Raw genomic sequence first — 26,253 nt, 5'->3', positions numbered from 1 at the left:
TTATCGGTTAACGATTTTAATACATTTATATATAATACAACCGAAGCCGATAAAATACTAACCGGCACACGTCACTTTTTTATTAAAAAGTATTTCATTTGCTTTTCATCTCTAAAATCACTCTCAAAATTCCGTTCGGATAAAACCGTCAATATAGAAAAAAGACTATCAAAAAGCAAATAACATCAGTCATAAAAAACATCCTTGACTATCTTATGAACAATACTGCATTTCCCTCCCCAGTTCCACCACTATATTTGCACCGGCAAAACCAGAATAAGAACAAAATTCGTACAGTAAAACCATGAAAACAAGAAAACAAGTAAAAGTGCTATTAATCGTACTTATAGGAATATTTATTCCCTACCCACAAAAGGCACACTCCCAAAATTACGTCCCTATGAAAGACGATACCAAAATGGCGGTCAAACCGAAGATAGAAATCAAAGCCTATTCTTTCCACCTAAAACAAATCCGTTTGTTAGACAGTCCGTTTAAAACAGCAATGAACGCTGACAGAAAATGGTTGATGGAAACCCTTAAACCCGATCGTTTCTTACATCGTTTCCATGCAAACGCCGGACTACCCACTAAGGGAACCATTTATGGCGGTTGGGAAAATACCGATCAAAGCGGTTTTTCATTCGGACATTATATATCTGCCCTGTCCATGTTATATGCAACCACAGGAGAAGAAGACATTAAAATACGTCTTGATTATTGCATTTCCGAACTGAAAAGATGCCAAGACAAGCGTGGGACCGGTTATGTGGGTGCCATCCCCAACGAAGACAAACTGTGGGATGACGTATCCAAAGGAATTATTGATGGACGCAATTTTAATCTGAATAACGTATGGGTACCATGGTATAATCTTCATAAACTATGGTCAGGATTAATAGATGCCTACATTTTTGGTGAAAATGAAACAGCCAAAACCATTGTTATTGCACTTACCGACTGGGCATGCGACAAATTCAAAGATCTGACTGAAGAGCAGTGGCAAAATATCCTTACTTGTGAACACGGTGGTATGAACGATGCCTTATATAATGTATATGCCATTACAGGAGATACCAGACATTTGGAAATAGCCAATAAATTTTATCACAAAAAAGTATTAGATCCACTATCGAAAAGAAAAAATGAATTAGCCGGACTGCATGCCAATACGCAAATCCCCAAAGTAATCGGCACTTCACGTTCTTATGAACTTACCGGCAACCAAGACCATCATACCATATCCAGTTACTTTTGGCACACGGTTACCCACGAGCATTCCTATTGTATTGGAGGTAATAGTAATTACGAACATTTTGTAGAACCGGGGAAATTATCGGGAGAATTATCGAATAAGACAACCGAAACCTGCAATACCTACAACATGCTCAAGCTCACACGCCATCTTTTTGCATGGAACCCTTCCGCAGAACTGATGGATTTCTACGAACGTGCATTATATAATCATATTCTTGCTTCACAAAATCCCGAAACAGGAATGGTTTGCTATTGTGTTCCGTTGGCAGCCAATTCACAAAAGAACTACTGTAACGCTGAAAACAACTTTTGGTGCTGTGTAGGTACAGGATTTGAAAATCACGTAAAATACGCTGAACAGATATACTCACACAATGAAAATGAGCTGTATATCAACCTATACATTCCTTCCGAATTGGACTGGAGTGAGAAAAACATGAAACTGAAACAAACAAACAATTTTCCGGATACTGACAACACAACCATTACCATTACAGAAACAGTACCCCAGACACTGACTTTTCATGTACGCTTTCCCAACTGGGTGCAATCCGGATATAGCATAAAAATAAACGGAACAGAACAAGTATTCAACAGTACCCCCGGTTCATATGTGTCTATCACCCGAGAATGGAAAACAAATGATAAAATAGAAATTAATCTTCCCAAGACCCTCACTAAAGAACAGCTATTAGGAGACAAATATAAAACCGCATTTCTCAATGGTCCTATTGTATTGGCAGGCAAAACAGATATTACCCAAACTCCCCCCGTCTTTATTCGCCATGAGAATAAAAACATTTCTGACTGGATGACTCCAGGTACCACCCCCGGTAATTTCTGGGGCAAAGATGAATCAAATAAAGAGGTTAATTTCCTACCTTTCTATAAAATGCATAATACTCGTTATACAGTGTATTTCGACTATTTCACTCCTGAAGAATGGGAAAAAAAACGTGAGGAATACAAAAAACAACAGGAAGAAGAAATGGAATTGGAGCGTTTGATGGTGGATTATTTCCGAGCCAATGAACAACAACCGGAAATAGATCACAATTTTAAAGGAGAAAATGTGAACAAAGGAACAGGCATTTCCGGTGGAAAATGGTGTTCAAGTAAAGGAGGTTATTTTTCTTTTGAGATGACAGTAGACCCTGATATCCCCGTCGATCTGTCGCTTATGTATTGGGGAAATGATGGCGGTAAAACCAATCAATTTGACATTTTAATAGACGGTGAAATAATTGCATCTGAAAGTTTAACAGCCAGAATCAAACCTAATGAGTTCTTCCGTATTGCTTATCCTGTACCATTTCACTTGACAAAAGGAAAAAACAAAGTGGTTGTAAAATTACGAGCTATCAATTCCAATAACACAGCAGGTCCTATTTATCACGCCAAAATATTTAAAAAGAAATACATGGCTGAAAAGACAGTAATCATACATGATTATTTGTTACCTAAAGAACCCTACCTGATTGAACACAACTTTAGTTTCACCGGTAATAAAAGAACTGGTATTAACATGGGACACCCTTGGGTGGATGCCAACCAAACAAATGCAAGCATATCATTCGATATGAAATGCTCGGCAGATAAAGCCAATATTTTACAACTAACCTATTGGGGTGGAGAAGCTAACGAAAGAAAATTCACTATCCTCATAGATAACCAAGAAATAGGCAAGCAAGAATTATTGCAAAATAAGCCCAATGAAATATTTGAAGTTCTCTATCCAATAGCAAAAGAACTGACAATAGGAAAAAGCCAAATAACAGTCACCCTAAAAATGACACAACGAGCTGCTGGAGGATTATACTATGCATATACATTTTCGGGAGGATCAATAACTGATATACATACAATAGAAAAGGAACGTCAAGTTCCTTTCTCTGTTAGTAACAATAACTCGTATATCACTATCACCAATCATTCCGGACAGGATTTTACAGGAACAGTCACACTGATCAACACAACAGGTGTTATTTTTTATAAAGAAAAAGTTCATATACAAAAAAACATAACCTTAAAAGAGAAAGTCGGTAAAGGGCTTTTTTTCGTATACCTAATTACCGACAATGAAAAAAAACAGCAATGTATAAAAATTGTGATCTAATTTTTATCTATGATATTGAGTGAACAAAAAAACAAAGCCCGTTCAATGTACTTTCAAACGGGCTTTTATTCTTATTTACTTTCACTTTGAAGGTTTAGAACAGCCTTCTTTAATCCACGCCCGATAGCTTCCAGAACAATATCTCCCGGTTTATCCGTCGTTTGGACAATGGCCGTCATCATACCGCTGAAAACCTTCATTTTCGGTAACTGGAAAGATTCCAACGACGCCGGATTTCCATTGGCTCCCGCACAATAAACACCTGCGCCTTTCACTTTAAAACTGATTTCATCAGTTGCATCCGGACAAAGATTTCCTTCCTTATCCACCACTCTCACCGTTACAAAACAAAGATCTTTCCCATCGGCTTGCAAGAGAGTTCTATCCGGAACAAGTTCTATATGATGTGGTGCACCGGCCGTATGTATTTCTTTCTCTGCAACAGCCATTCCATTTTTATCATAGGCAATAACTTTCACAGTACCCGGTTCATATTTAGTATCCATCCACATCAAACGATAACGCTGCTGGCGTTTCAAATTCATCATAGAAACAGAATCGGCACTGTTGTGAACCGTTACAGATAAGTCTTTAGTACGCTTTCCCTGACTTTTTCCATTTATAAATAACTCTGCGGAAGGATAATTCGTATACACGAAAATCGGAGTTACCTCTCCTTCACGGCCTTTCCAGTTCCAGTGAGGTAAAATATGCAATGTCTCCTTTTCCTTATTCCAGTGGCTGCGATACAGATAATAACGGTCTTTTGGCAATCCCGCCAAGTCGATAATCCCGAACAAAGAAGAATGACTTGGCCAGTCCGTATAATAAGGAGTAGGTTCTCCCAAATAATCAAAACCGGTCCACACAAATTCACCGATACAATATGGCAAATCCTCATGCTGGATAAAGTCGTCTTCGGGTAAATTAGACCAGCCACAATGTTCCACATCATAAGAGGAAGCCTGATGGTCATCATACTTTTTCATCCATGCACGCACTACCGGAAACTTATATACCCCCCGTGAACTTACCGTAGAAGCAGTCTCGCTACCCAAGATTATCTGTTGGGGAAGCTTCTTATAAGCTTCCGGATATTTATGAGGACGGTAATTGAAACCGGCAACATCCATTACAGCAGCCATATTATTATTTATTACAGCATCCGGTGCATCCATCCCCTGTGTTACCGGACGAGTAGGATCTTCCCGATGACAGATATCCTGCAAATAGCGTGATAGTTTCGGCCCCTGATCTCCGTTCCACTGATCCGGAACTTCATTACCGATACACCACATCACCACACTCGGATTATTACGATAATGCCGTAATACATTTACCAAATCCTTCTCTACCCATTCATCAAACACTTTATTATAGCCATTCTCACACTTGGCTGCCTTCCACTCATCGAAAGTCTCCACCATAAGCATCATTCCCATCTCGTCACAAGCCCTCACAAGCTCGGGTGCAGGCATATTATGAGAAGTACGGATTGCATTACATCCCATATCTTTCAATATGCGTATCTGACGACGAATCGCCGCATCATTCACGGCAGCCCCCAAAGGCCCCAAATCGTGATGATTACAAACACCTTTAAACACTGTTTTTTTTCCATTCAGAAAGAATCCTTTATTCGGAATAATCTCTATAGAACGAATACCGAACGGAGTGACCGATTCATCCTTCACTACATTGCCTTCATAAACTTTCGATTCTGCCGTATATAAATAAGGGGCATCCGGAGTCCAAAGTTCCGGCTTTTCTACTACAAATTCCTGAGAGAACGTTTGACCGTCAAAGTCAGTAAGTTGCTTCTCCCCCTTACAAACGACACTTCCAACCGCATTTTTTATTTCAGTGACAATACGATAAGACGAAGATGATTTTCCTTCCGGCATCACCAACGATGTATTCAGACGTACCCGTGCAAAATCATTTTTCACTACCGGCGTAGACAACTGCGTCCCCCACATGGGAATATGCACATCTTCATTTACAATCAAATGTACATTTCTATACAGTCCTGCACCCGGATACCAACGGGAAGATTCCACATCATTCTCCAGACGTACAGCCATTATATTTTTTCCACCGGCATTCAAATACGGTGTCACATCCAAATAAAAAGTATTATAACCATATGGCCAATAGCCGGCTTCTTTCCCGTTGATATAAACTCTGGCATGGCTCATAGCCCCATCAAATACCAGAGTCGCCTTTTTGCTTCTATCGAATGCAGGAACTTCAAAGTCCAACCGATACCAACCCACACCTACGAATGGCAATCCGCCCGTACGTCCGGCATGCTCCATGGCCTCTTTCTGCCCGTCTTGTGTTATAGCCACCTTTTGCCGGTCATTCTGAATACTGAAAGGACCATAAACAGCCCAATCGTGAGGTACCGTTACCGACTGCCAACGGCTGTCATCATAATCCAGTTGACTGAAATCCGTATGATCTGAACGAATAAATTTCCATCCTTTTTCAAACGTATACCGTGTACGCGTTGGTCCTGCATCACCGGCAGCTCGTATTACTTCGCAATTGGTCAAATAGAGTAATGTTAGTGCAACAACAAATAAAAATTTCTGCATGGTATTCAAATTAAAAGTAAAGAATAAATCTATTTTGAGACAGGCAAATATATACAAAATCAGTTCAATCATCCTAATTTTCAAAACACAAAATATTAGAAATCAACTATTTTAAGAACTGTCTATAAAATAATCACTTTTAGGTTAGTACTACTCGCTTTACAATTGTATTATATAATAAAGGAATTATCAATAACCCATTAAATTACTACTTATGAGTTTATCGAAGCACTTTCACAGAGTACTATCCGTATCTCTATGCACACTCCTGTTAAGTATGACTTCTTGTCAGGAAAAAGGAAACAAAGATCAATGCTCCCTCATCCCTCAACCGAATGAATTAAAAACGAACGCGGGACATTTTGCTTTCAATCAGTCTACCGTTTTTTACGTATCTCCGGAATTGGACAAAAACAGTCTTTCCATTATTGACTCATTCGCTCAGAATTTGAATGCAATATCCGGATTTCAAACGACATCCCAACCTTTGGAAGGAACAGAAGCCCTCCCTAAAAAGAACATTGTTTTTAAAGCCAACAAAGACATAGTCCCGGAAGGGTATGAACTAAGTATTCAACCTGATGCTGTTATAATACAGGCCTCCGACCGTAGTGGTATTTTTTATGCTATACAGACATTAAAGCAACTGTTACCAACAGCTATTTATGGAGATCAGCCAACATCGGATGCTCAGTGGACATTACCTTGTATGGAGATAAAAGATGCTCCACGATTCGGATATAGAGGCTTGCACATTGACGTAGCCCGCCATTTCTTCCCCAAAGAGGAAATGAAAAAGATACTCGACCTTATGGCTCTCCACAAACAGAATACATTACATTGGCATCTGACAGACGACCAAGGGTGGCGTATTGAAATAAAAAAATATCCCCGACTGACAGAAATTGGAAGTATCCGTAACAAAACCATGATACGCAAAGAGTGGGATAATTATGACACGACTCCTTACGGCGGGTTTTATACTCAGGAAGATATAAAAGAAGTGGTAAAGTATGCAGAAGAACGTTGCATCAATATCATTCCGGAAGTCGATCTCCCGGGACATATGATGGCAGCATTGGCAGCCTATCCCGATTTGGGATGTACGGGTGGACCATATGAAGTATCCGGTCAATGGGGAGTACGTGACGACGTATTGTGTCCGGGAAAAGAGAAAACCTTTACTTTCATAGAAGATGTATTGACAGAAGTAATGGAATTATTCCCCTCGGAATACATCCACATAGGTGGTGACGAATGCCCGAAAGTCCGTTGGGAAAAATGCCCGAAATGCCAGGCACGTATTAAAGCCGAAGGATTGAAAGCGAATGACAAACATAAAGCGGAATTCTTCCTGCAAAGTTATGTTACGGCCCGCGTAGAGAAATTCTTAAACGATCACGGACGTAAAATAATCGGCTGGGATGAAATTCTGGAAGGAGAACTGGCCCCTAATGCAACAGTAATGTCATGGCGTGGAATGGACGGTGGAATTGAAGCGGCACGCTTGAAACACCCGGTAATCATGACACCTAATAATTATGTATATCTGGATTATTACCCCACAATGAACACACAGGATGAACCTTTGGCTATCGGTGGATACAATCCTGTGGAGAAAGTATACTCATTGGAACCTGTTCCGGCTTCACTGAATGAAGAAGAACGTAAATACATTATCGGTGCGCAAGGCAATCTGTGGACGGAATACATATTAAGCAATGAGCATCTTGAATACATGCTGTTACCTCGTTTGGCGGCATTAAGTGAAGTGCAATGGACCCAACCGGAAAACAAGAATTGGGAACGTTTCCTCGGAAATCTTGATCATATTCTGGCTATATATAACAAGATGGGTGTGAATTATGGAAAACATATTTATGAGATAGCGGCAAAATACGATGTACCGTCTTCGGATGGCACAGTGGAAGTTACATTGAGTACAATGGGGGATGCTCCGATCTATTATACGTTAGACGGAACAGAACCGACCGAAAAGAGCACACGCTATAATAAACCTATCAAAATCACAGAGAATTGCGTATTGCAAGCTACTGCCATAAGAGAAAATGTCAAAATCAGAACTTTCAAAAAAGAGTTCCAATTCAATAAAGCTACCGGCAAAAAAGTTACTTTAGCCACTGCCCCCACAGAAAAGTATACATTTGCCGGAGCTTCTATACTCACAGACGGATTACGCGGTGATTTCAACTATAGCACCGGATACTGGCTGGGATTCTTCGATGAGCCGATGGATATCACGATCGATCTTGGAGAATCGACCCCTATATCTTCTGTAAAAATAGGTGTTATGATACAGGTTGGAGAATATGTTTTCCCACCGACGAAAATCACAGTATGGACTGCTACCGGCAAAAACGGTGAATTTGTAAAACAGGGAGAAACAAGTATTCCTCTGGCTACAGCCGATATTAAGGACGGGTTGACAGAATACAGTTGCCAGTTCAAAGAAGTGAAAGCTGACCGGGTAAAAGTATTAGTAAACACAACTTCCTGCATACCCGATTGGCACGGTGCCCGGACAGAAAAGGGACATCTCTTTGTAGACGAAGTTATTGTAGAGTAAACATCTGATAATCAATCAAAATAAAAGTGTACACTTTTGACATGCAAAGGTGTACACTTTTATTATATAAGAATATAGACTTCTGCCTGATAAAAGTGTATACTTACTTATAAGCCATTCATTTATGCGATGCTCTCGTTGTATAAATCAAATATCAGAGAGAAGTTTATATTCCATTTTCATTTATTGAAACAGCTATTCTACATCTTCAATGCTTTGATATTCCTAATATATAACCCATTACATATGCTTCTTATACATTATTGGGAACAAACCAATACTACTTTATTTCAGAAATAAAAAATCCCTCAAGATGGTGAAAATAACACCAATCTTAAGAGATCTATTAAGGAATCAATGGCTAGGCTAAATAAAAAATTTATTTCACCGCTGACAAATAAACATCTTTACCTTCTATCTTATATTGAAAGTGCTTCGTTAAAGACAGAACTGCCAAAATATTATTAATGTCATTATCCGTATGAAATTCGCAGGTAAACACTTCCTTTTTTAATTGTTCATCCTGAAAATGGAAACTAACATCAAAATGCTTTTCCAAACAACTGGTAATATCCACAAATGCGGCTTTATCAAAGGTTAGTTTTCCATTTATCCACAAAAGTACATCCCGCGCTCTGGACGAATCTACAAGTTCAGACTGTAATGTTTTGGAATTAACATTAAGCATCTGTCCGGGCTTCAAAATAAGACCTTCCTGTTCCCCTCCGGGTATATCAACACAAACCGACCCTTTCAACAAAGTAGTAACCACTTTCTCTTCTTCTGCCCGGGCACGCACATTAAATTTAGTACCCAATACTCGTGTTTGTATATTCTTACTGCTAACAATAAAAGGGGAATCGTCATTGTGTACCACCTCAAAATACGCTTCACCAACAAGAGCGACTTGCCTTTTCTTACTCCAAAAAGAATTTCTATAAGACAACTGAGTAGAAGAGTTCAGCCACACCTTAGAACCATCAGGCAATACGAACTGAGCACGCTGTCCGGCTGGAGTCGCCACAATATAATTCGAAACTTTATTATTTAATGTTATATAAGAAAGACCGACAGTTAAAACGATTCCGGTGAAAAAAGCAGCTAATGGAAATACATAACGCTTCCACTTGGCAGAACGGATTTTTGTAGTCGCATCTTCCTTTCTTTTTATGGCAGTCTTCAATCGATTCAAAGATTTTTCTACGTCAACAGACTCCATCACCGCCGCACGCTCTCCAATAAACATTGTATAATACAACTGTTCAAGCATTTTCTTATTGTCTGGAGAAGCCTCATACCAAGCCTCTACCTGCAATATTTCCTCTTCACTGAGTTCTCCTTTTAGATAATTCAGTAATCTAATTTCATCCATTACACTTCAATCTTATACCTTTTATATACTATTACCTGTAAATAGTACAATTATGAGTGCAAATATACTAAATGAGAAACAAAAAAAATATTATTTAATGATTCATTTTGAAAATGGAGAAATTATAATTATGTTTGTGTACATTTTAATTAAAACGATGGGGAACTCTACTAAACCTTTAGATATAACTGACAATAAATCTGTAATTGCCGCAATAAAGGGTAATGATGAACAAGCTTTCGAAGAGGTATATCGTTATTACTTTCGTGGATTATGTGCATTTTGTTCTCAATATGTTTCACAACATGAATCAGAAGAAATAGTACAAGACACCATGATGTGGTTGTGGGAAAACAGATCCAGTTTAATAGCAGAGCTCACACTAAAAACTTTACTTTTTACCATTGTAAAAAACAAAGCATTAAACCGGATTACCCATCATGACGTTCGTCGCAAAGTGCATCAAGAGATAGCTGAAAAGTACGAGCAAGAATTCGAAAACCCGGATACTTATTTAGAGAATGAACTAATCCGACTTTACAACAAAGCTTTAGGAAAATTACCAGCCGAATTTCGGGAATCATATGAACTGAATAGAAAATATCATCTTACACATAAAGAAATTGCAGAAAAGTTAAAAGTATCTCCCCAGACTATAAACTATCGGATAAGTCAAGCCTTGAAAATCTTACGTATAGAACTAAAAGACTACTTGCCATTATTATTACTTTTATACAATTTTCGACTGTAAAACAGATGAATACCTTTATTATTGTATCATTTTTTCAGCCAACAACCGACATTGACTCCGATCTATTTTGCCATTACCTGTCAAAGGGATTTCAGGGATAAAAAGAATTTTTCGGGGTTGCTGATATTTAGGCAATACGGCACAGATTTTCTCTTCTACTTTTTCAATCCCGGCACCTTCTTTCAGCAATAACACCACTGCCTGCCCTAATTTAGCATCCGGAACAGAGGTTATAGCGAACGGAATAGTGATAGAGGATTTTAAAAGTTCCTCCAATATTTCTATCTGTATTTTTATCCCTCCACTATTTATTATATTGTCTTTTCTCCCAAGAATTACAAAACTATGATCCGGATACAGTTGCGCCACATCGTTAGTAAACAAAATATCATCACAAACCAAAGGTGCCTTTATTACCAACGTATTTTCTGGAGAAAGAGAAAGTTCCACAGATGAAAAAGGCCGATAATACGGTGATGCCGAAGAACCGTTCAAGCGTCGTAAAGCAATATGAGACAATGTTTCGGTCATACCATAAGTAGAATAGATTTCGCCAGGCAACAAACGTATCTCATTTTCCAAAGCAGCATCTATTGCTCCTCCCCCTATTATAAGGATATCTGTGTGACAAAGCCGTTCCTTTTCCCGAAGCACCTGCAAAGTATTAAATACTTGTAAAGGCACCATAGCTACAAAACGAAGCGGCACAGTAACATCAGCCAAAGGATGCCCGGAAGGAGTACGCAATATAAGATTCAAGCCGGCAACCAATGCACGGACTACCATCATTTTTCCGGCTATATATTGCAGAGGCATACAGAGCAATGCCGTATCCCCAGTATGAAGATTCAAAAACTCACAGGTCATGCGAGCGCTTTGCATCATTTGTTCTTTACGGACTGTCAACACCTTTGGTGTTCCGGTAGAACCGGAAGTATGTACCGTCATAAAAGGAGAATCACTAAACCAGTCTGCAAGAAAACGGTATAAATCCAATAAAAAAGAAGAAGTATTATCTCCGGTAGCATTGGCAGATAAAGACATTAATTCTTTCCGGGAATACTTCTTACCCTCCAATATTAAACTTTGTTCTTTTATATCCAGTTGCATAATAATAAAACAGCAATCTACCCATACTATTATTTCAAGTACCACAAACTATCTTTTCTTACTTCAAGCGGCATATCTACATTATTTGTAAAAAGTGCACCTGTACCAAGACCTTGCGGCAGAGGATTATTGAATGTGGCACACCAGTGTGCTATCGCATTCAGCCCTATGTTAGATTCCAATGCAGAAGTAATCCACCAACCGATATTTCTCTTTTCCGCTTCTCTTATCCACTCGTTTCCACCAGCCATCCCCCCATGTAGTGACGGCTTCAGAATGATATACTGAGGATGGACACTATCAAGTAAGCATTGCTTTCTTTCAGGAATATTAATCCCGATCAATTCCTCATCCAACGCGATGGGTAACGGAGTTTCAGCAGTCAAACGTGCCATATCTTCCCATTGCCCGGCACGGATAGGCTGCTCTATAGAGTGTAAGTCGAGTTCCGCCAAACGTTTCAGTTTTTCCATCGCATCGGCAGGAGCAAAAGCCCCATTGGCATCCACACGAAGCTCTACTTCTTTTGCAGAAAAGTGGGAACGGATGAAACGCAACAGTGCCAATTCTTCTTCAAAATTGATAGCACCTATTTTCAATTTTATGCAACGGAAACCGACAGCCATTTTAGCTTCTATCTGTTCCAGCATCTTTTTGTAATCTCCCATCCAAATAAGTCCATTAATAGGAATACCGACTTCACCACGTGAAAAAGGCGTATCCCAAAGTTCAAAACATCCTCTCTCTAAATGTCGGAAAGCAGTTTCAAGTCCGAAAAGAATAGAAGGATAATCACGAAGCGATTCAACTGAGAAACCGCCCTGCTCAGTTACTTCATTACAGATATGAGCCAAAACCGACTCATATCCCTGCATATCATCACAACTCAACTTTGGAAGAGGAGCGCACTCACCAATACCGACCCTATCCGGATATTTATCGGATGTAAGATGGAGATACCACACATCACGAGTGGTATAAGAGCCTCTTGAAGTTCCTGCCGGCTGCTTAAAATGAAGCCGGCGAGGAACAATCTTTATAGTATACATATGAAATCAAATCTCTTAAAAATTATGTACTCGTATAATCCGGATCAGCCAATTATATGAGTACAATAAAAACAGAAAAACATCCTCATGAATAACTCTCAAATAATGCTGGGCAAAATCAAAAGCAGGCTCTTAACAAAAACTATGGCAGTTTGGGGAATTGCTTAAAATCCGGTTTACGTTTTTCGAGAAAAGCATTCTTTCCTTCCTGTGCCTCGTCTGTCATATAATAAAGCATGGTAGCATCGCCTGCAAGCTCCTGAATACCCGCCTGTCCATCGAGTTCCGCATTCAATCCGGCTTTGATCATACGCAAAGCAAGCGGACTGAGCTGCATCATTTCTTCTGCCCATTGCACATATTCATCTTCAAGTTGTTCCAAAGGTACGACTTTATTCACCAATCCCATATCAAGTGCCTCCTGCGCATTGTATTTCCGACAAAGAAACCATATCTCGCGTGCTTTTTTCTGTCCTACCACACGAGCCAGATAAGAAGAACCAAAACCGGCATCAAAACTTCCTACACGGGGACCGGTCTGCCCGAAAATAGCATTATCAGATGCAATACTTAAATCACATACCACATGAAGCACATGACCGCCACCGATAGCAAATCCGTTTACTGCGGCAATAACAGGTTTCGGGATACTACGAATCTGCTTTTGTACATCAAGTACACTCAAGCGGGGCACTCCATCTTTACCGATATATCCACCACGCCCCTTTACATTCTGGTCACCGCCACTGCAAAAAGCCTTATCACCGGCACCGGTAATAACAACCACACTGACACAAGCCTCTTCGCGGCAAATACGCAGAGCATCACTCATCTCTCCGGTGGTGGTAGGCGTGAATGCATTACGATAACGCTCCCGATTAATAGTAATACGGGCAATTCCATTATAATAATCAAAAAGAATATCTTCATATTCTTTGATTGTTTCCCATTTTCTTTCTGTTGACATAGTAAATTAGTGATTAGTGATGAACAATAAGTAATAAGTGATTTCTAATCACTTATCATTCCTTTTATTCTTGTGATAATAATCTTTCAATATTCTGGCATCTTTATTTTTATTAGTAAAGACCTCTACCAATACCGGATGTGTCATCGGTTCCGGTTGTGTAAACATGGCCATAGTTTCTTCCAGTTGTACTTCATCTTCCACTTTCTGATAAAGAAAGCCACGCTCTTCGGCCCAGCCACGAGCAGAGGTCTTATGAACAGCTGTTATGAATTTATGCGACGTACCGGACATTTCCAGCCCCGGCAAGGTATGAAAGATTTCCCCTCCTCCATTATTTAAAAGGAGAATACGCAGATTCGGGCCCAAGTTGGTATTCCACAAAGCATTCATATCATAGAAGAAACTCAGATCGCCGATCACTACAAAATTCAATTTATCCGAAGCCGCAGCATATCCCACAGCCGTTGACAAAGAACCTTCAATGCCACTCGTCCCCCGGTTGCAACACACCTCAACCGATGAAGCAACTGTAAACAACTGTGCATAACGTATCACAGAGCTATTGGCCAAATGGAGCGCACACTGTTCCGGCAAAGCTTTTATCAATGCACCGATAGCAGCCATCTCCGAATAAGGAAATTCCGGCTGAGGTAATCCTTTGCAATAATTTTCCCACAAAAGAGGATATTGAGGGGTTTTGTTCTCTAATAAAAAAGCAATCTTCTCAAGGAACTCAAAAGGATCCATTTCAATGACGGTAGTCAGAGAACCATAAAGATCGATCACCTCACCATCTGCCGAGACATGCCAATGTTCTTTCGGAGGATTCTTACGAAGGAAGTTCTTCAACCGTTTGGAAACCACATGCCCACCATAAGTTATCAGTAGTTCGGGTACCATCTTTTCCTGTGTATCCTCATCCATAGCATAAAGTGCCACATCGAAATTCTTCACAGGAATACCAGGAATAGTCTGATTACTGATATGTTCAGTCAGCCATGCAAAATGCTTATAAAGCAGCTTTGAATACTTTTTCTCAAACAGATAAATAAGGTTCATCTGCCCGACAATGATCATACGTTTCTGATATTGGTTTAAGCGCTTGATAAGCTCGTTATAATCACGATCATAGACGTTCAGACCTTGGTAACGGGTAATAACACGCACCTCCGGAAGCGATTCTACAGTAAAACGGAATATAGGTTCGGTAACCGGAACATTAATATGTACCGGCCCTTTGCCATGATGATGCGTTTCGAGCAGAGCCTCATTGATGAGCCGATTGCAATACCACTCATCTTCATCTGTATAAATCTCCGGAAGATTGACTGATTTCTTCACCAAATTGCTAAAAACACCGGGTTGCGGTAATGTCTGTCCATCCATCTGACCGATCCAGGCAGCAGGACGATCGGCTGAAATTACAACAAGAGGGACATTTTGATAAAAAGCCTCAGCCACAGCCGGATGCAGATTAAGCAATGCCGTACCCGATGTACAGCAAACAGCGGCCGGACCTCCCCCGTTCAAAGCCAGCCCGATAGCAAAAAAGCCGGCACTCCGCTCGTCCGTTACAGGATAACAGGTAAAAGAAGAATGTGTAGAAAGCGTGTGTACCAGAGGTATATTACGACTTCCCGGACATAACACGATTTTTTTTACTCCATGAGCTTCAAGCAATGCTACTAACTGGAGGATATTCTTTTTATCTGTATACATGATAAATAATTATTCAATACGTCAATATACCAATGTGCCAATTACCATGCAGCATATTCAACACATTATTAGATTCTTCATCGTTCGCATTTTCTTTTCTGTCTCTTGCCACTCATCTTCCAATTCGGATGAAGCAAGCAATCCACCACCGGCATAAAGAGTCAATACCTCCGATGTTATATTCATACATCTCAAATTGACATACAAATCTGTCTTCCCATCCGGATTCAACATACCGATAAATCCTGAATAATAGCGCCGTTCATGATCCTCATGATCCAGGATAAACTGATAAGCTTTTTCTTTGGGAAGCCCGCAAACCGCAGGTGTAGGATGTAGCAGTTTAAGTAAATCTCCCAAACTGTCATTATCCGGCAATGAGAAATGAAAATCGGTTTTCAGATGAGACAACGCTCCGGCAAAAGCCGGATAAGGACCGAATTCTGCAGGCTGTATACCCAAAGATAACAACTGACTCCGGATATAAGAGGCAACATACTCCTGTTCCTCCCGATTCTTGTCATCCCACTCTCGCGGCAGTTCCCCATTCTGTAAGGATTGTGTACCTGCCAGAGCCACCGTATTCCATTTATTCCTTTCTCCGGAAAGAATTATTTCCGGAGTGCTCCCCAACCACGCCCCTGTATGTGGAGTATAGCAAAAATACACATACGAATAAATATACCTTCTACATGCTTCATAAAATGCAGTAGCGGGAGAAAAAAGAAGCGGTACATTCACTTTCTGGCTACGAGAAAGTACCAACTTATTAAATTCCTTTTTTTTCAAAGCATCCATAAAAACATCAAAACGGCCGGCATACCCTTCCGTAGACGATCCGTCTTGCAGCGATACTACCTGATTATTAAGCATCTGCCGATAAACATCCGGTTGTATTCCGCCCGGGCATTTCAAAGCAGGATCAAAGTCCACAACCATTTCTCTTTCCGGCCTCAACAACACGATCGGTGTAGTCGGCCCTACGTTAAAAGGGGCAATCACAAACCCGGCCTGCCCGTTCAACTCTTCAATATCATATAGCAAGACGCAAGAGTCTCCAGGATCTTTCGACACGAAATGAACCACATTTTCTCCCGGAATACGATAAATGGCAAAAGGAATCTGAAGTTTTATAAACCGGTCTATTCCGGCACAAATATCTTGTTCTAACGTGTCCATCATCCTTTTTTCAAAATACTGTTAACCACCCGTATCGAAGATACCAGTTTGGCAGTCGAAGTAAATACATCCACATTCCATACGTGTGACGAACGCCCTTTATGAACAATAGAAGCCACCGCACGAACAGTATCTCCTTCATGAGCAGAAGAGATATGATTTCCACTGACTTGCATACCCACCACTATCTCGTCGGGTTTACAAAGTATCATCGATCCCAATCCGGCAACTGTTTCAGCCAGTGCCAAAGTAGCCCCTCCGTGTAGAATACCAAAAGGCTGGCGGGTACGTTCGTCTACCGGCATGGTAGCTTCCACTCTATCTTCGGAAGCATAGGTATATTGAATTCCCAAATTTCCCATCAAAGCATGACGGGCACGTTGATTCAGCTGATCCAAAGGAACTTCTGCCGGACGAATCTCAGCAAGTATTGCTTTTTCCACCGCTTCCGCTACCCCGTCTTCATCATTGGAGGCAGTAATCCGGTCGGCACAAACCTTTACAGAATCCTGCGCATTTCCCATTGCAACCCCCAGCCCGGCAGATTGTATCATCGAAACATCGCAAACTCCATCGCCAATAGCAATCACTTCTTCCGAACTAACATCCAGTTTCTCGAGTAAAGCGCCCAATGTATTTGCTTTATCAATTGAACAAGGTACTACTTCAAGGAAATAAGGTTCCGAACGAAATACATCCAATGCCCCATTCAATCTTTTGCGCCAATGCTCTTCAAGCCCTATCAAGGCCTCCTCGTCGTCACTGACCAGCATACACTTGCAAGGTGCAAAATCCACTGCAATAGAAAATTCGGGTTCCACAATTATCTTCAAACCGTTAAGCTGCGCTTCCTTGCGTATGTGTTCGTTTTCGGGTGAATCGGTAATAATCGTATCATCGTGATAGGTAAAGATAGCAAAACCGTTCTTACGGGCTTTCTTTTCCAGATAAGGCAACATTTCGGGATTTATTCTGCGTTCAAACAGCAGTTCGCCATTCTGTGCATTGATAATCTGGCCACCATTATAAGACAGAATAAAGCCTCCATAATTTCCAAGTTCCAATGTCTTAGCCAAAGGCATCAGACCATATGTCGGTCTGCCGGAGGCCAATACAATACGTACTCCCATCTGCTGTACTTTCAATAAGGCAGCCAGTGTACGTTTACTTATTTCTTTTTCACTATTCAGCAATGTTCCGTCTACATCAAGAACTAATAATTTGTACTTCATGACTTATCGGTTTTGAGGTTCTTGACAGCAAAGGTAGGATTATTAAATTAAAAAATGAGAATTAAAAATTAAAAAAGCTTTGCCGTTACAAATTTAGAAAGACGAAAAGGTAGATATAAGTCTGAGATAGATATATCACAAAAACAGTACAAACCCATATAAAAAAACTGCGCGACAATTGTTTTACCAACCTACCGCGCAGTTTTCTTTTATTTTCAATATTTACTTTTTAATCTGATCGCCCATTGTCAATTCCAATGTGCCTCCATTTACAATATCCTGATGAGTAAAGAACGGTTTATCCAAAGCCTTTCCATTCAATACCATAGACTGAATATATTTATTCTCACGGCTATTATTTTTAGCTATCACTGTGAATTTCTTTCCATCTTTCAGATTGACCGTAGCTTTATTAAACAGCGGACGCCCTATCGAATATACCGGATTACCGGGACATACCTGATAGAATCCCATTGCATTGAGAATATACCATGCAGACATCTGCCCACAATCTTCATTGCCCGACAGGCCATTCGGATCATTGAAATACAGCGTGTGCAATACACTGTCTACCAATTCCTGTGTTTTGTAAGGTTGGTCTACATAGTTGTACATATGGATAATGTGATGGCTCGGTTCATTACCATGTGCATACTGACCGATTAACCCGGAAATATCGGCAGAAGTCATCTCGCCTTCCAGTGAAGAGTCAGCAGTAAAGAGCGAGTCGAGCTTGTTGATAAAGCCCTCACGACCACCCATCAATTCCACTAATCCGTCAATCTGATGAGGAACAAACCAAGTCCACTGCCAAGCAGTTCCCTCACAATAATCATCGCTGCGGTGTGTAGACGAACGGGGACTGAAAGGTGTACGCCAGTTACCCTCGCTATCCAGCCCGCGCATAAAACGGGTAGTCGGATCAAAATAAGTTTTATATCCTTCGGCAAACTTCGCATATTTGTCGTGATTGGCAACATCTCCAAGGCTTTCGGCAAACACAGAGATACACCAATCATTATATGCATATTCCAATGCTTTGGCAACCGCTTCGTTGTCCTTATCACAAGGCACATAACCGATCTTATTCTTCCAGTACTTAGCCTGCGGCATCAAATGAGGCAATACCAACGGAGGGCATTTAATTCCGGTCGTATCGTACTCTGCCACCCGCAAACAAGCCTTATAGGCTTCATTGACATCAAAATCACGATATCCTTTCATATAAGCGTCTACCACCACAGGCACCGCATGATATCCGATCATCGTACCGGTATAGTTTCCGGCCAACTCCCACATCGGGAACACACCGCCTTCACGATGTTTCTGAATAAGAGAACGGATAAATGCTTCATTCAGATCCGGATCGATAATTGTCATCAGCGGATGATAGGCACGGAAAGTATCCCACAAAGAGAATATGGTATACATCGGCTCATTCACGTCTCCCTGATGAGTTTTTAAGTCCATCCCCAGATAACGGCCGTCTACATCTGTAAAAAGATTAGGTTGCATGCCGGTATGATAAAGAGCCGTATAGAACATGATCTTCTGATCTTTATCATCTGTATCGATATCTATTTTTGAAAGATAATTATTCCATGATGCACGGGCTGCGTTACGAACACCTTCAAAATCCCATTCCGGAATTTCTGCTTCTACATTCTTACGCGCCCCTTCCATATCGACAGCAGAAATGCCGACTTTTACATATACCTCCTCATTGGCTTTTGTATTGAAGTGAAGCAATACTTTTGCAGTAGGCAGCAACGGGCCACCCTCGTCAAGAGCCATTGAGTCGGTTACCATTGTATAAGTAAACGGCTTGGAAAACTTTGCGTAGAAATTAATATATTGGTCAAAAGCCCAGTAAACTGTTTTTTTACGTCCACGGATTTCTGTATCACTGATCACCTCCAACTCCATCTCTTCATTTTTCTGGCGTTGCAAACTATAATCAAAATCCAAGATAAATCCGGCTTCAGCCGATTCCGGGAAAGTATAACGGTGAATGGCCGCACGCTTGGTGGCAGTAAGCTCGGCTTTCACCTGATAGCGATCGAGCATAACCGAATAATATCCCGGTTGCGCTTCTTCATTCTGATGAGAAAAAGCAGATGCATATGCCATTTGCTGGCTTTCCGTTCCCATGGCGTGATAATCCTGTTCACCCACCGTAGGCATCAACAAGACGTCGCCATAGTCACCACAGCCTGTACCGCTAAGGTGTGTATGAGAAAAGCCATTGATAGTAGCATCATCGTAATAATAGCCGGAACAAGCGTCCCACTGATAAATACGCGTATCGGGGCTGGGCTGAATCATACCATTAGGAACAACTACCCCCGGATAGGTATGTCCATGTCCTCCGGTTCCAATAAATGGATTTACGAAATTCGTGTAATCTTGTGATGTGGATGTCTGAGTACAAGCGCCCATTCCCAGTAACAAAGAGCATCCGATTAGTGCAGAAATAAGTTTCATATCTATTCGTTTTTTTGAAATGTTTCAATGTATATTAGTTTAAGAAAGCAAAAGTGCATCCTCTTATTATATAATACAACCGAGAAAGCAAAAACACTAATAACTAAAGTGACAAAAGTAACAAAAAAACGATAATAAGTAACTATTATTTAAGAAAGAACCCGGATCGGTCGGAGTAAATTATCCGCCTGCATCCATCCGGGTCACTTTAATCAAACAAACTTATTTCCACTACCTATTATGGTTACGATGCATATTTCCTTTTTTAGCTTCAGGACGTTGTCCCGGCTTTTGACCCTGCCTTTTTTTCCATTCATTCTGAAACTTACGGGCATTCCCCTTTTCCAATTGATAAATCTTCATGATTTGCTTGGGAGAAAGTATTTTACGGAATTCATTATAATACTTTTCACGTATATCCAATATTTTACGGCTCTGTGCAAACCGGTCTTTTATAGCTTTTTCCACTTCGGCATCCGTAGGGATTGACTTCGGTTCCGTTTTTTGTATATTTTCCGGTGTTGCTACCTCCTTTGCTTTCGGCTTTCTCGAATTGCTGATACGACTTTCACTCAACTCCTTAAGATATTGCATATAGACAGGTGTAAACTTGGCAGCAGTAGCATCGTCAAGCAGTAGGGCTTTCACCACTTGGTTGCATTGCATAGCTTGAATTTTTTCTCTGTCCGGACGCTTTCTTTCTTGTGAAAAAGCGGATTGGCTATACATTGCAAAGATAGCCACAAGCATAAAAATAATCTTTGTTTTCATCATTCGTTCTCCTTTTTTAAATGATTCATTAAAATAAAAATATATCCGTTTCCGAAAGTTCGGCCAGTTCCTGAAGTTCTTCATCCGACAAACTTTCAATAAAATTATCCATCGCTTCGGAATTCCCCGATTCCGTTCCTGCCATCAGTATAAAAGCAGATGACACATCGGATATGTCGCTTTTCTCATGAGAAAACGGCATAAATAAAATCCCGACCAACAATGCAGCTACAACAAGTATAGCCGGAACAATGACACGAAACCGGTTTCTCTCATGACGTTCTTCCCCACACGTATGCTTTAATATTTCACGCCGATTGTGTTCAAAAAAAGTTTCAGGCGTTCTATAAGGTATTCGTTTTCCGATATCATCAAAATCAAACTCTTTGTTCATAACTCTAATTATTTACAATGTACTCCTTTATTTTCTCTTTTGCATAGTGATAATTCACTTTGAGCGTTTCCACCCGATCACCCGTTATCTGACTGATAGCCTCATAATCCAGTTCGTCGTAATAACGGAGATTGAATACAATCCGTTGTTTCTCAGGTAATTTCAAAACAGCCGTTTGAAATTTTACGGCTAATTCATTATCATAGTCTACATAATCGGAAGTTTTCAACTTATCAAGCAATTCCTCCTGTATCTCTTCGGCAGAAACCACCTCTGCCTTACGGCTTTTCAGAAAACGAAGGCTTTCGTTAGTGGCTATCTTATAAATCCATGTAGCGAGCGAACTCTCTTCACGAAACTGTTTCAAATGCCGGAAAACACGAATAAACACCTCCTGAATAATATCTTCCGCATCTTCGTGAGACACGACAAGACGCCGTATGTGCCAGTATATCGGTTCTTGAAAACTGTCTACCAGCATTCGAAATCCCCGGTCCGGATCGGAAGCACAAACCTCCCGAATTTTATTTTCGTTTATCATTTGTATTTTCTGAGCTTTATTAGGTTAGAACTCAAACAAAGAGGAAAGTTAAAAGGAGGAAAGTCTGTTTTCATATTTCTTAACTCCACTTGTGATCTATAGACATTCCCTAAATTCCGATTCACACAAACTGAATACCCGAATCCAACACTTCGAACATTCGATCCGTGTGAATCTGTAAAAGAACAGAGAGTTTTTATCACACCCCCTTACGATATATCGCAAACGCCTTTCCAATGGACATTACAGAGCGTAAGGGGGTACAAAAGACCAAGAGATCCAAAGAAAGCAAATCATACCCGGAGTTTTTCTTTTCAATCAAGAGAAATTTACCGTTGACAGCTATCAAAAGATAGCTCTTACGCACGCAAAGCACGATGAGCAAAGGAAAGCGGAAGGGGGTAGGGATAAAAACAGATAATATATCAATTGAGCAATAAAAATCCCCGTAATGCCGGTATGCATTACGGGGATCCTTTCATTATTGCGGAGAGAACGAGATTCGAACTCGTGATACCCTTTAGGGGTATACACGCTTTCCAGGCGTGCCTCTTCAACCACTCGAGCACCTCTCCTTATGGTTATCGGGCGGCAAAAGTAATGGTTATTTTTGAGATTCGCAATAAAATACTCCTTATTTTAATTCTCTATCAGCAGAAAGATTGTATTTCTCCTGCCGACGAAACTAAAATAAGGAGTATAAACCATGTTGTACCTAAAAGAAAATTCAATTAATTGCTAAGGACAACTCAATTAATTCCCAAGTACGATAATCTTAAATTTGCAAATTTCTTTTGAAACTGTATGTACTTGCAAGATATACATACCCGGCGTTAAACCCTCAACCGGAACAGCTCGCTGATTATCCTCTATCGAGACGACTTCAACCCCTTCCAGATTAAACAAATGTGCTGATGTGAAATTTCCTTCTATGAAAACTTCTTTACGAGCCACTGTAGGAGAAACCTTAATTTCATTTTGTGTAGCAGCAGCCAGCCCTGTAGTAGAATTTAAATTAGGACGAGTTTCCTGTACAAATTTCCGCATAAACGCAGCTTGTTCTTTTGTAAACATGCAAGCGCAGTCCAAAGCATAATCCATATAATTCTCTGTCTGTACCAGATGTCCGCATTGGTAAACCGGTTCTTCACAACCAAGCACAGCATACTGTGTAAACTGAGTATATGGAGTATCCTCAAATCCATCATCCATCGGAACGTAAATGCCATTTTTTTCTACAAGGACAATATTGGGATGACGTAATCCGAAATAGTGTCCTAACTCATGAATGGCTGTCTTGAAAGTCGCTCTATCATTTATTTCATTTTTACCTCCAAAAGTATAATAAACATCCACCGTCAGACCATCCAACATAGAACCTTCCTCTGAGTCAAGCCAGTTCTGCCAGAACGTCATATCCTGTTTTTCTACCCAATTCAGATAATCCTGATATGCCGAACCGGACTCAGGGTTAGTAACAAATCCCCCTACCGTGCTCAGTTCATTCCAACCTCCCAAATCAACGACATAAATATTGATATAGCGTTTGTGATCCCAATTACGGGGAGACAAGTCATCATTAAACTTATAAGCATATTTCTCCCAAATCGTCGTTCCCTCCAACAGGTAAGCATTTTCTTTTGTCTGATAGAAAACCACCCCGGTAGTCGCATTCCCCGACGGATCGACTTTTGCCAATTCAAACTGGATATGCGGGTTACCTATTACACCTTTAAATTGCTCACGCACACTCGCATCATTAGTCGAGCCATACGCTTTATTCAACTCATCAATCATTTTTTGTGCTTGCGCTTCCGTAATAGACTTTGACGGAGTATTCGGATTGTATACAACGTGCACTACTACCGGCAATTTGATTACTTCATTCTCACTTAATGACGCAATGGGCTGAGACATTACTCTGGTTTTAGGCGATACGGTAAACGCCGCACTGTCTGACATATGAACCGGACTTGCCATATTCATACTTCTGGCAACAGAAGGTTCCGGAGCCTGCAGTAACTCACAGTAACCATCATCGTAATCTTCATAAATAGAAGGGTTATTATTCTTCATATATTCCTCCAAATTGGGAGTAACCAATGACATACCATTCACTTGGGCACACAACATTCCGGCAGACATTTCATACATTTGCGGAGCGTATACCACTCCATTGGCCGCAGGAGTAGGAGCACCGCTACCAGACACCTCCCAAAAGTCGATATTGAAAAAGCCATTCAGTGTAATACGGGCAGTAAAATCTTCCGGCTTGGTGTAACGGCTATAACAAGTCGGAGCAAATTTAATGACCGGAACTTTTCTGCCATCAATATCCAATTCTTTCTTATAGCTGACCTCCACCCAGTCGTAAATCGTATTACCATCCTGCCCGAACTGGGTAATAACCCAAGCATCTCCCGGTTTTGCATCCATATCGATCCATTTAAACCAGAATTTCTTAGGCATATCTCCAACAGTGAAATCCACGTCGCGAAGAATATATGATTTGTTTCCTTCCCTAAAAGCATAAAACGTACCACTCTCTTTGACTGCCTTTCCTTGTTCCGACATATTATGCCCTGTTTCATACCGCCAGAGTTCTATTTTTGCCGCCAATATTTCCTCTTCAACTTCGTCGGCATCTTTCTGACCGTTTCCATTACGATCCACAGCAGCCTTTATAAGTTCATGTGCTGTTACTTTGTATTTACGGAATCCATAACTATATTCTCTGGCAATCCAGTAATTCCAATGAGAACCGATTTCTGCCAAAGGCTTTGTCCCTCCATCTGTCGGAGCAGCAATAGCCTCGGCAAGCGAGAAACTTGCCAAGGCTACACATGCGAATATATATGAGAAGAATTTATTCATAGATATATATTTTTTCATTATAAATCTTACCATCAACAATCAATGTAACAATATACAACCCGGCTTCCCAATTACTTGTATTCAAAGCATACTGATTAGAATTCAATCCTGACACACGTATCAACTCTAAACCGGCAATAGAATGAATGAAAACAGCACTGATAAGACCTTCCGTTTGTACACATATCTCTTTTGCAGAAATATTATAATATACATCTGTCTTTTGTGATGTTTCCGTGTTATGTATAGAAGTAGGAACAAAAGGACTGTAAAAATAAGTAATAGGGTTGTTAGGCACCCAATCATTTTTATACGACTGATAGGTTTCTCCTGTTATTTTTTCCAGATTATTATTTGCATCGTAAGTATATGTCACTTTTGCATTTACCTCTATTGTACCTGTAGAGTAATCTTGTCCGGCAGATTCTTTATATGTTACCTGGCCATTATCATTATAAATATACGATTCCCACGAATATAATTTCCAATCTCCAGATTGGTAATCCTGATTATAGAATTCTCTCTTTGCCAACAGGTTTTTATCATTATAAGTGAGTACCGAATAATTACTTAACCTCCAAGTACCTTCTTCGCCGTCTGTTCCTGCTGTATAAAAATAATTTTCTGCCTTTTTAGGCAAATCAATGCCGGCAAATTCCATATATTCTGTTTTTGAACTCTTTTCCATAGGTTTAATCCCTGTTTCCCACGGAGCACCGGCTGGACGAGCCGATTCAATCTTCGTTTTCAGTGACCCATCCTCCAGATATTCATAGTCATTAATAGAATTATCTACAAAAGCTTCAATATTGTCATTATACCGATAGGTCGTTGATTTTATCAACTGCCCCTTCGCATTATATTCATAATCTATATAACTGTTCAATTGATATTCGGGTGTACCACCGTAAGAATTATTACGATAAGTAGACTCTTTTAACAAAAGACCTGCTTGGTCATACGTATATTCAATCGAATCTCCATATGCAGGTGCATAAGCCGGAGTAGACCACTCACTATAACTGATAGACACTTCATATGCTTTGCGCTTTTCCGAATCGTATCCGTACACAACTTTCGCACTCGGTTTGCCTTCCCTTGTTTTTGTCACAACAGAATCTAAAACAAGTTCAGCATTTTCACTTGTTATTGCCGCTGCCATATTCCGGTTTACAACCTGTCCCATCATAGCACTGCTTGCTATCAATGCCATTCCCAATAGTAGTACTGTTTTCCTCATAATACCT

At 40.3% G+C, this 26,253-nt stretch carries 17 protein-coding genes and 1 tRNA gene; 3 read left to right on the top strand and 15 right to left on the bottom strand.

From position 1 onward, the window contains the following. The first annotated feature begins 304 nt into the window (after window positions 1-304). Window positions 305-3,373 carry a glycoside hydrolase family 127 protein gene (locus RB604_RS11640; RefSeq protein ID WP_055295431.1) on the top strand — a complete coding sequence of 1,023 codons (3,069 nt, stop codon included), beginning with the start codon at window positions 305-307 and terminating at the stop codon, window positions 3,371-3,373. 71 nt (window positions 3,374-3,444) lie between these two features. On the opposite strand, the gene galB is transcribed toward RB604_RS11640, so the two are convergent. Then, window positions 3,445-6,045 carry a beta-galactosidase GalB gene (gene galB, locus RB604_RS11635; RefSeq protein ID WP_007480281.1) on the bottom strand — a complete coding sequence of 867 codons (2,601 nt, stop codon included), beginning with the start codon at window positions 6,043-6,045 and terminating at the stop codon, window positions 3,445-3,447. Window positions 6,046-6,187: 142 nt separating this feature from the next. Between galB and RB604_RS11630 the strand changes: the two genes are divergently transcribed. Next, the gene (locus RB604_RS11630; RefSeq protein WP_055295429.1) at window positions 6,188-8,560 is read left to right on the top strand and encodes a beta-N-acetylhexosaminidase; all 2,373 of its coding nucleotides are present in this window, start codon (window positions 6,188-6,190) and stop codon (window positions 8,558-8,560) included. 379 nt (window positions 8,561-8,939) lie between these two features. Here the strand turns inward: RB604_RS11630 and RB604_RS11625 are convergent, their stop codons facing one another. Then, window positions 8,940-9,932, bottom strand: coding sequence for a FecR family protein (locus tag RB604_RS11625; RefSeq protein WP_005924074.1), 993 nt, complete (start codon window positions 9,930-9,932; stop codon window positions 8,940-8,942). 157 nt (window positions 9,933-10,089) lie between these two features. Between RB604_RS11625 and RB604_RS11620 the strand changes: the two genes are divergently transcribed. Then, window positions 10,090-10,683, top strand: coding sequence for an RNA polymerase sigma-70 factor (locus tag RB604_RS11620; protein ID WP_025819252.1), 594 nt, complete (start codon window positions 10,090-10,092; stop codon window positions 10,681-10,683). An 18-nt stretch (window positions 10,684-10,701) separates the two neighbouring features. Here RB604_RS11620 and RB604_RS11615 read toward each other — a convergent pair whose 3' ends face one another. The 13 genes from RB604_RS11615 to RB604_RS11555 all read right to left on the bottom strand — a co-directional run bounded on the left by RB604_RS11615 (window position 10,702) and on the right by RB604_RS11555 (window position 26,246). Then, complete coding sequence (locus tag RB604_RS11615; RefSeq protein ID WP_021935487.1) at window positions 10,702-11,793, bottom strand: AMP-binding protein; 1,092 nt, start codon at window positions 11,791-11,793, stop codon at window positions 10,702-10,704. Between the two features lie 29 nt (window positions 11,794-11,822). After that, window positions 11,823-12,842, bottom strand: coding sequence for an o-succinylbenzoate synthase (locus RB604_RS11610; protein ID WP_005924081.1), 1,020 nt, complete (start codon window positions 12,840-12,842; stop codon window positions 11,823-11,825). A gap of 142 nt (window positions 12,843-12,984) precedes the next feature. After that, entirely contained in the window at window positions 12,985-13,809 is an 825-nt protein-coding gene (gene menB / locus RB604_RS11605; RefSeq protein WP_005924083.1) for a 1,4-dihydroxy-2-naphthoyl-CoA synthase, read from the bottom strand. 48 nt (window positions 13,810-13,857) lie between these two features. Beyond that, window positions 13,858-15,531, bottom strand: a complete 1,674-nt coding sequence (gene menD / locus RB604_RS11600) for a 2-succinyl-5-enolpyruvyl-6-hydroxy-3-cyclohexene-1-carboxylic-acid synthase (RefSeq protein WP_005924085.1) — start codon at window positions 15,529-15,531, stop codon at window positions 13,858-13,860. Between the two features lie 57 nt (window positions 15,532-15,588). Further along, a complete protein-coding gene (locus RB604_RS11595) occupies window positions 15,589-16,710 on the bottom strand; it encodes an isochorismate synthase (RefSeq protein WP_005924087.1) in 1,122 nt (373 codons plus the stop codon). Continuing rightward, window positions 16,710-17,942, bottom strand: coding sequence for a Cof-type HAD-IIB family hydrolase (locus RB604_RS11590; RefSeq protein ID WP_005924089.1), 1,233 nt, complete (start codon window positions 17,940-17,942; stop codon window positions 16,710-16,712). The genes RB604_RS11595 and RB604_RS11590 overlap by 1 nt, the downstream gene beginning before the upstream one ends. A gap of 222 nt (window positions 17,943-18,164) precedes the next feature. Then, window positions 18,165-20,426: a GH92 family glycosyl hydrolase gene (locus RB604_RS11585; protein WP_007480277.1), complete on the bottom strand. Its 2,262-nt coding sequence runs from the start codon at window positions 20,424-20,426 to the stop codon at window positions 18,165-18,167. Between the two features lie 231 nt (window positions 20,427-20,657). Next, a complete protein-coding gene (locus tag RB604_RS11580) occupies window positions 20,658-21,200 on the bottom strand; it encodes a hypothetical protein (RefSeq protein ID WP_007480276.1) in 543 nt (180 codons plus the stop codon). Between the two features lie 25 nt (window positions 21,201-21,225). Continuing rightward, window positions 21,226-21,591: a hypothetical protein gene (locus tag RB604_RS11575; protein ID WP_007480275.1), complete on the bottom strand. Its 366-nt coding sequence runs from the start codon at window positions 21,589-21,591 to the stop codon at window positions 21,226-21,228. Window positions 21,592-21,595: 4 nt separating this feature from the next. Then, window positions 21,596-22,132, bottom strand: a complete 537-nt coding sequence (locus RB604_RS11570; RefSeq protein WP_005924097.1) for an RNA polymerase sigma factor — start codon at window positions 22,130-22,132, stop codon at window positions 21,596-21,598. A 487-nt stretch (window positions 22,133-22,619) separates the two neighbouring features. Further along, window positions 22,620-22,707: transfer RNA gene (locus RB604_RS11565), tRNA-Ser, on the bottom strand. Between the two features lie 178 nt (window positions 22,708-22,885). Next, window positions 22,886-25,006: a M43 family zinc metalloprotease gene (locus RB604_RS11560; RefSeq protein WP_005924100.1), complete on the bottom strand. Its 2,121-nt coding sequence runs from the start codon at window positions 25,004-25,006 to the stop codon at window positions 22,886-22,888. Beyond that, on the bottom strand, window positions 24,999-26,246 hold the full coding sequence (locus tag RB604_RS11555) for a hypothetical protein (RefSeq protein ID WP_007480272.1): 1,248 nt from the start codon (window positions 26,244-26,246) through the stop codon (window positions 24,999-25,001). The genes RB604_RS11560 and RB604_RS11555 overlap by 8 nt, the downstream gene beginning before the upstream one ends. Window positions 26,247-26,253 lie beyond the last annotated feature (7 nt).

Origin of the sequence: Bacteroides salyersiae, from assembly GCF_031172035.1 — a bacterium.
Classification (GTDB): Bacteria; Bacteroidota; Bacteroidia; order Bacteroidales; family Bacteroidaceae; genus Bacteroides; species Bacteroides salyersiae.
This window is presented reverse-complemented; position numbering and strand designations above follow the sequence as displayed.

What these genes read in the sequence shown, in the direction of transcription:
- RB604_RS11640 (WP_055295431.1), top strand. Translation starts at nt 305, where the DNA reads ATGAAAACAAGAAAACAAGTAAAAGTGCTATTAATCGTACTTATAGGA.
- galB (WP_007480281.1), bottom strand. Translation starts at nt 6,045, where the DNA reads ATGATTGAACTGATTTTGTATATATTTGCCTGTCTCAAAATAGATTTA.
- RB604_RS11630 (WP_055295429.1), top strand. Translation starts at nt 6,188, where the DNA reads ATGAGTTTATCGAAGCACTTTCACAGAGTACTATCCGTATCTCTATGC.
- RB604_RS11625 (WP_005924074.1), bottom strand. Translation starts at nt 9,932, where the DNA reads ATGGATGAAATTAGATTACTGAATTATCTAAAAGGAGAACTCAGTGAA.
- RB604_RS11620 (WP_025819252.1), top strand. Translation starts at nt 10,090, where the DNA reads ATGGGGAACTCTACTAAACCTTTAGATATAACTGACAATAAATCTGTA.
- RB604_RS11615 (WP_021935487.1), bottom strand. Translation starts at nt 11,793, where the DNA reads ATGCAACTGGATATAAAAGAACAAAGTTTAATATTGGAGGGTAAGAAG.
- RB604_RS11610 (WP_005924081.1), bottom strand. Translation starts at nt 12,842, where the DNA reads ATGTATACTATAAAGATTGTTCCTCGCCGGCTTCATTTTAAGCAGCCG.
- menB (WP_005924083.1), bottom strand. Translation starts at nt 13,809, where the DNA reads ATGTCAACAGAAAGAAAATGGGAAACAATCAAAGAATATGAAGATATT.
- menD (WP_005924085.1), bottom strand. Translation starts at nt 15,531, where the DNA reads ATGTATACAGATAAAAAGAATATCCTCCAGTTAGTAGCATTGCTTGAA.
- RB604_RS11595 (WP_005924087.1), bottom strand. Translation starts at nt 16,710, where the DNA reads ATGGACACGTTAGAACAAGATATTTGTGCCGGAATAGACCGGTTTATA.
- RB604_RS11590 (WP_005924089.1), bottom strand. Translation starts at nt 17,942, where the DNA reads ATGAAGTACAAATTATTAGTTCTTGATGTAGACGGAACATTGCTGAAT.
- RB604_RS11585 (WP_007480277.1), bottom strand. Translation starts at nt 20,426, where the DNA reads ATGAAACTTATTTCTGCACTAATCGGATGCTCTTTGTTACTGGGAATG.
- RB604_RS11580 (WP_007480276.1), bottom strand. Translation starts at nt 21,200, where the DNA reads ATGATGAAAACAAAGATTATTTTTATGCTTGTGGCTATCTTTGCAATG.
- RB604_RS11575 (WP_007480275.1), bottom strand. Translation starts at nt 21,591, where the DNA reads ATGAACAAAGAGTTTGATTTTGATGATATCGGAAAACGAATACCTTAT.
- RB604_RS11570 (WP_005924097.1), bottom strand. Translation starts at nt 22,132, where the DNA reads ATGATAAACGAAAATAAAATTCGGGAGGTTTGTGCTTCCGATCCGGAC.
- RB604_RS11560 (WP_005924100.1), bottom strand. Translation starts at nt 25,006, where the DNA reads ATGAATAAATTCTTCTCATATATATTCGCATGTGTAGCCTTGGCAAGT.
- RB604_RS11555 (WP_007480272.1), bottom strand. Translation starts at nt 26,246, where the DNA reads ATGAGGAAAACAGTACTACTATTGGGAATGGCATTGATAGCAAGCAGT.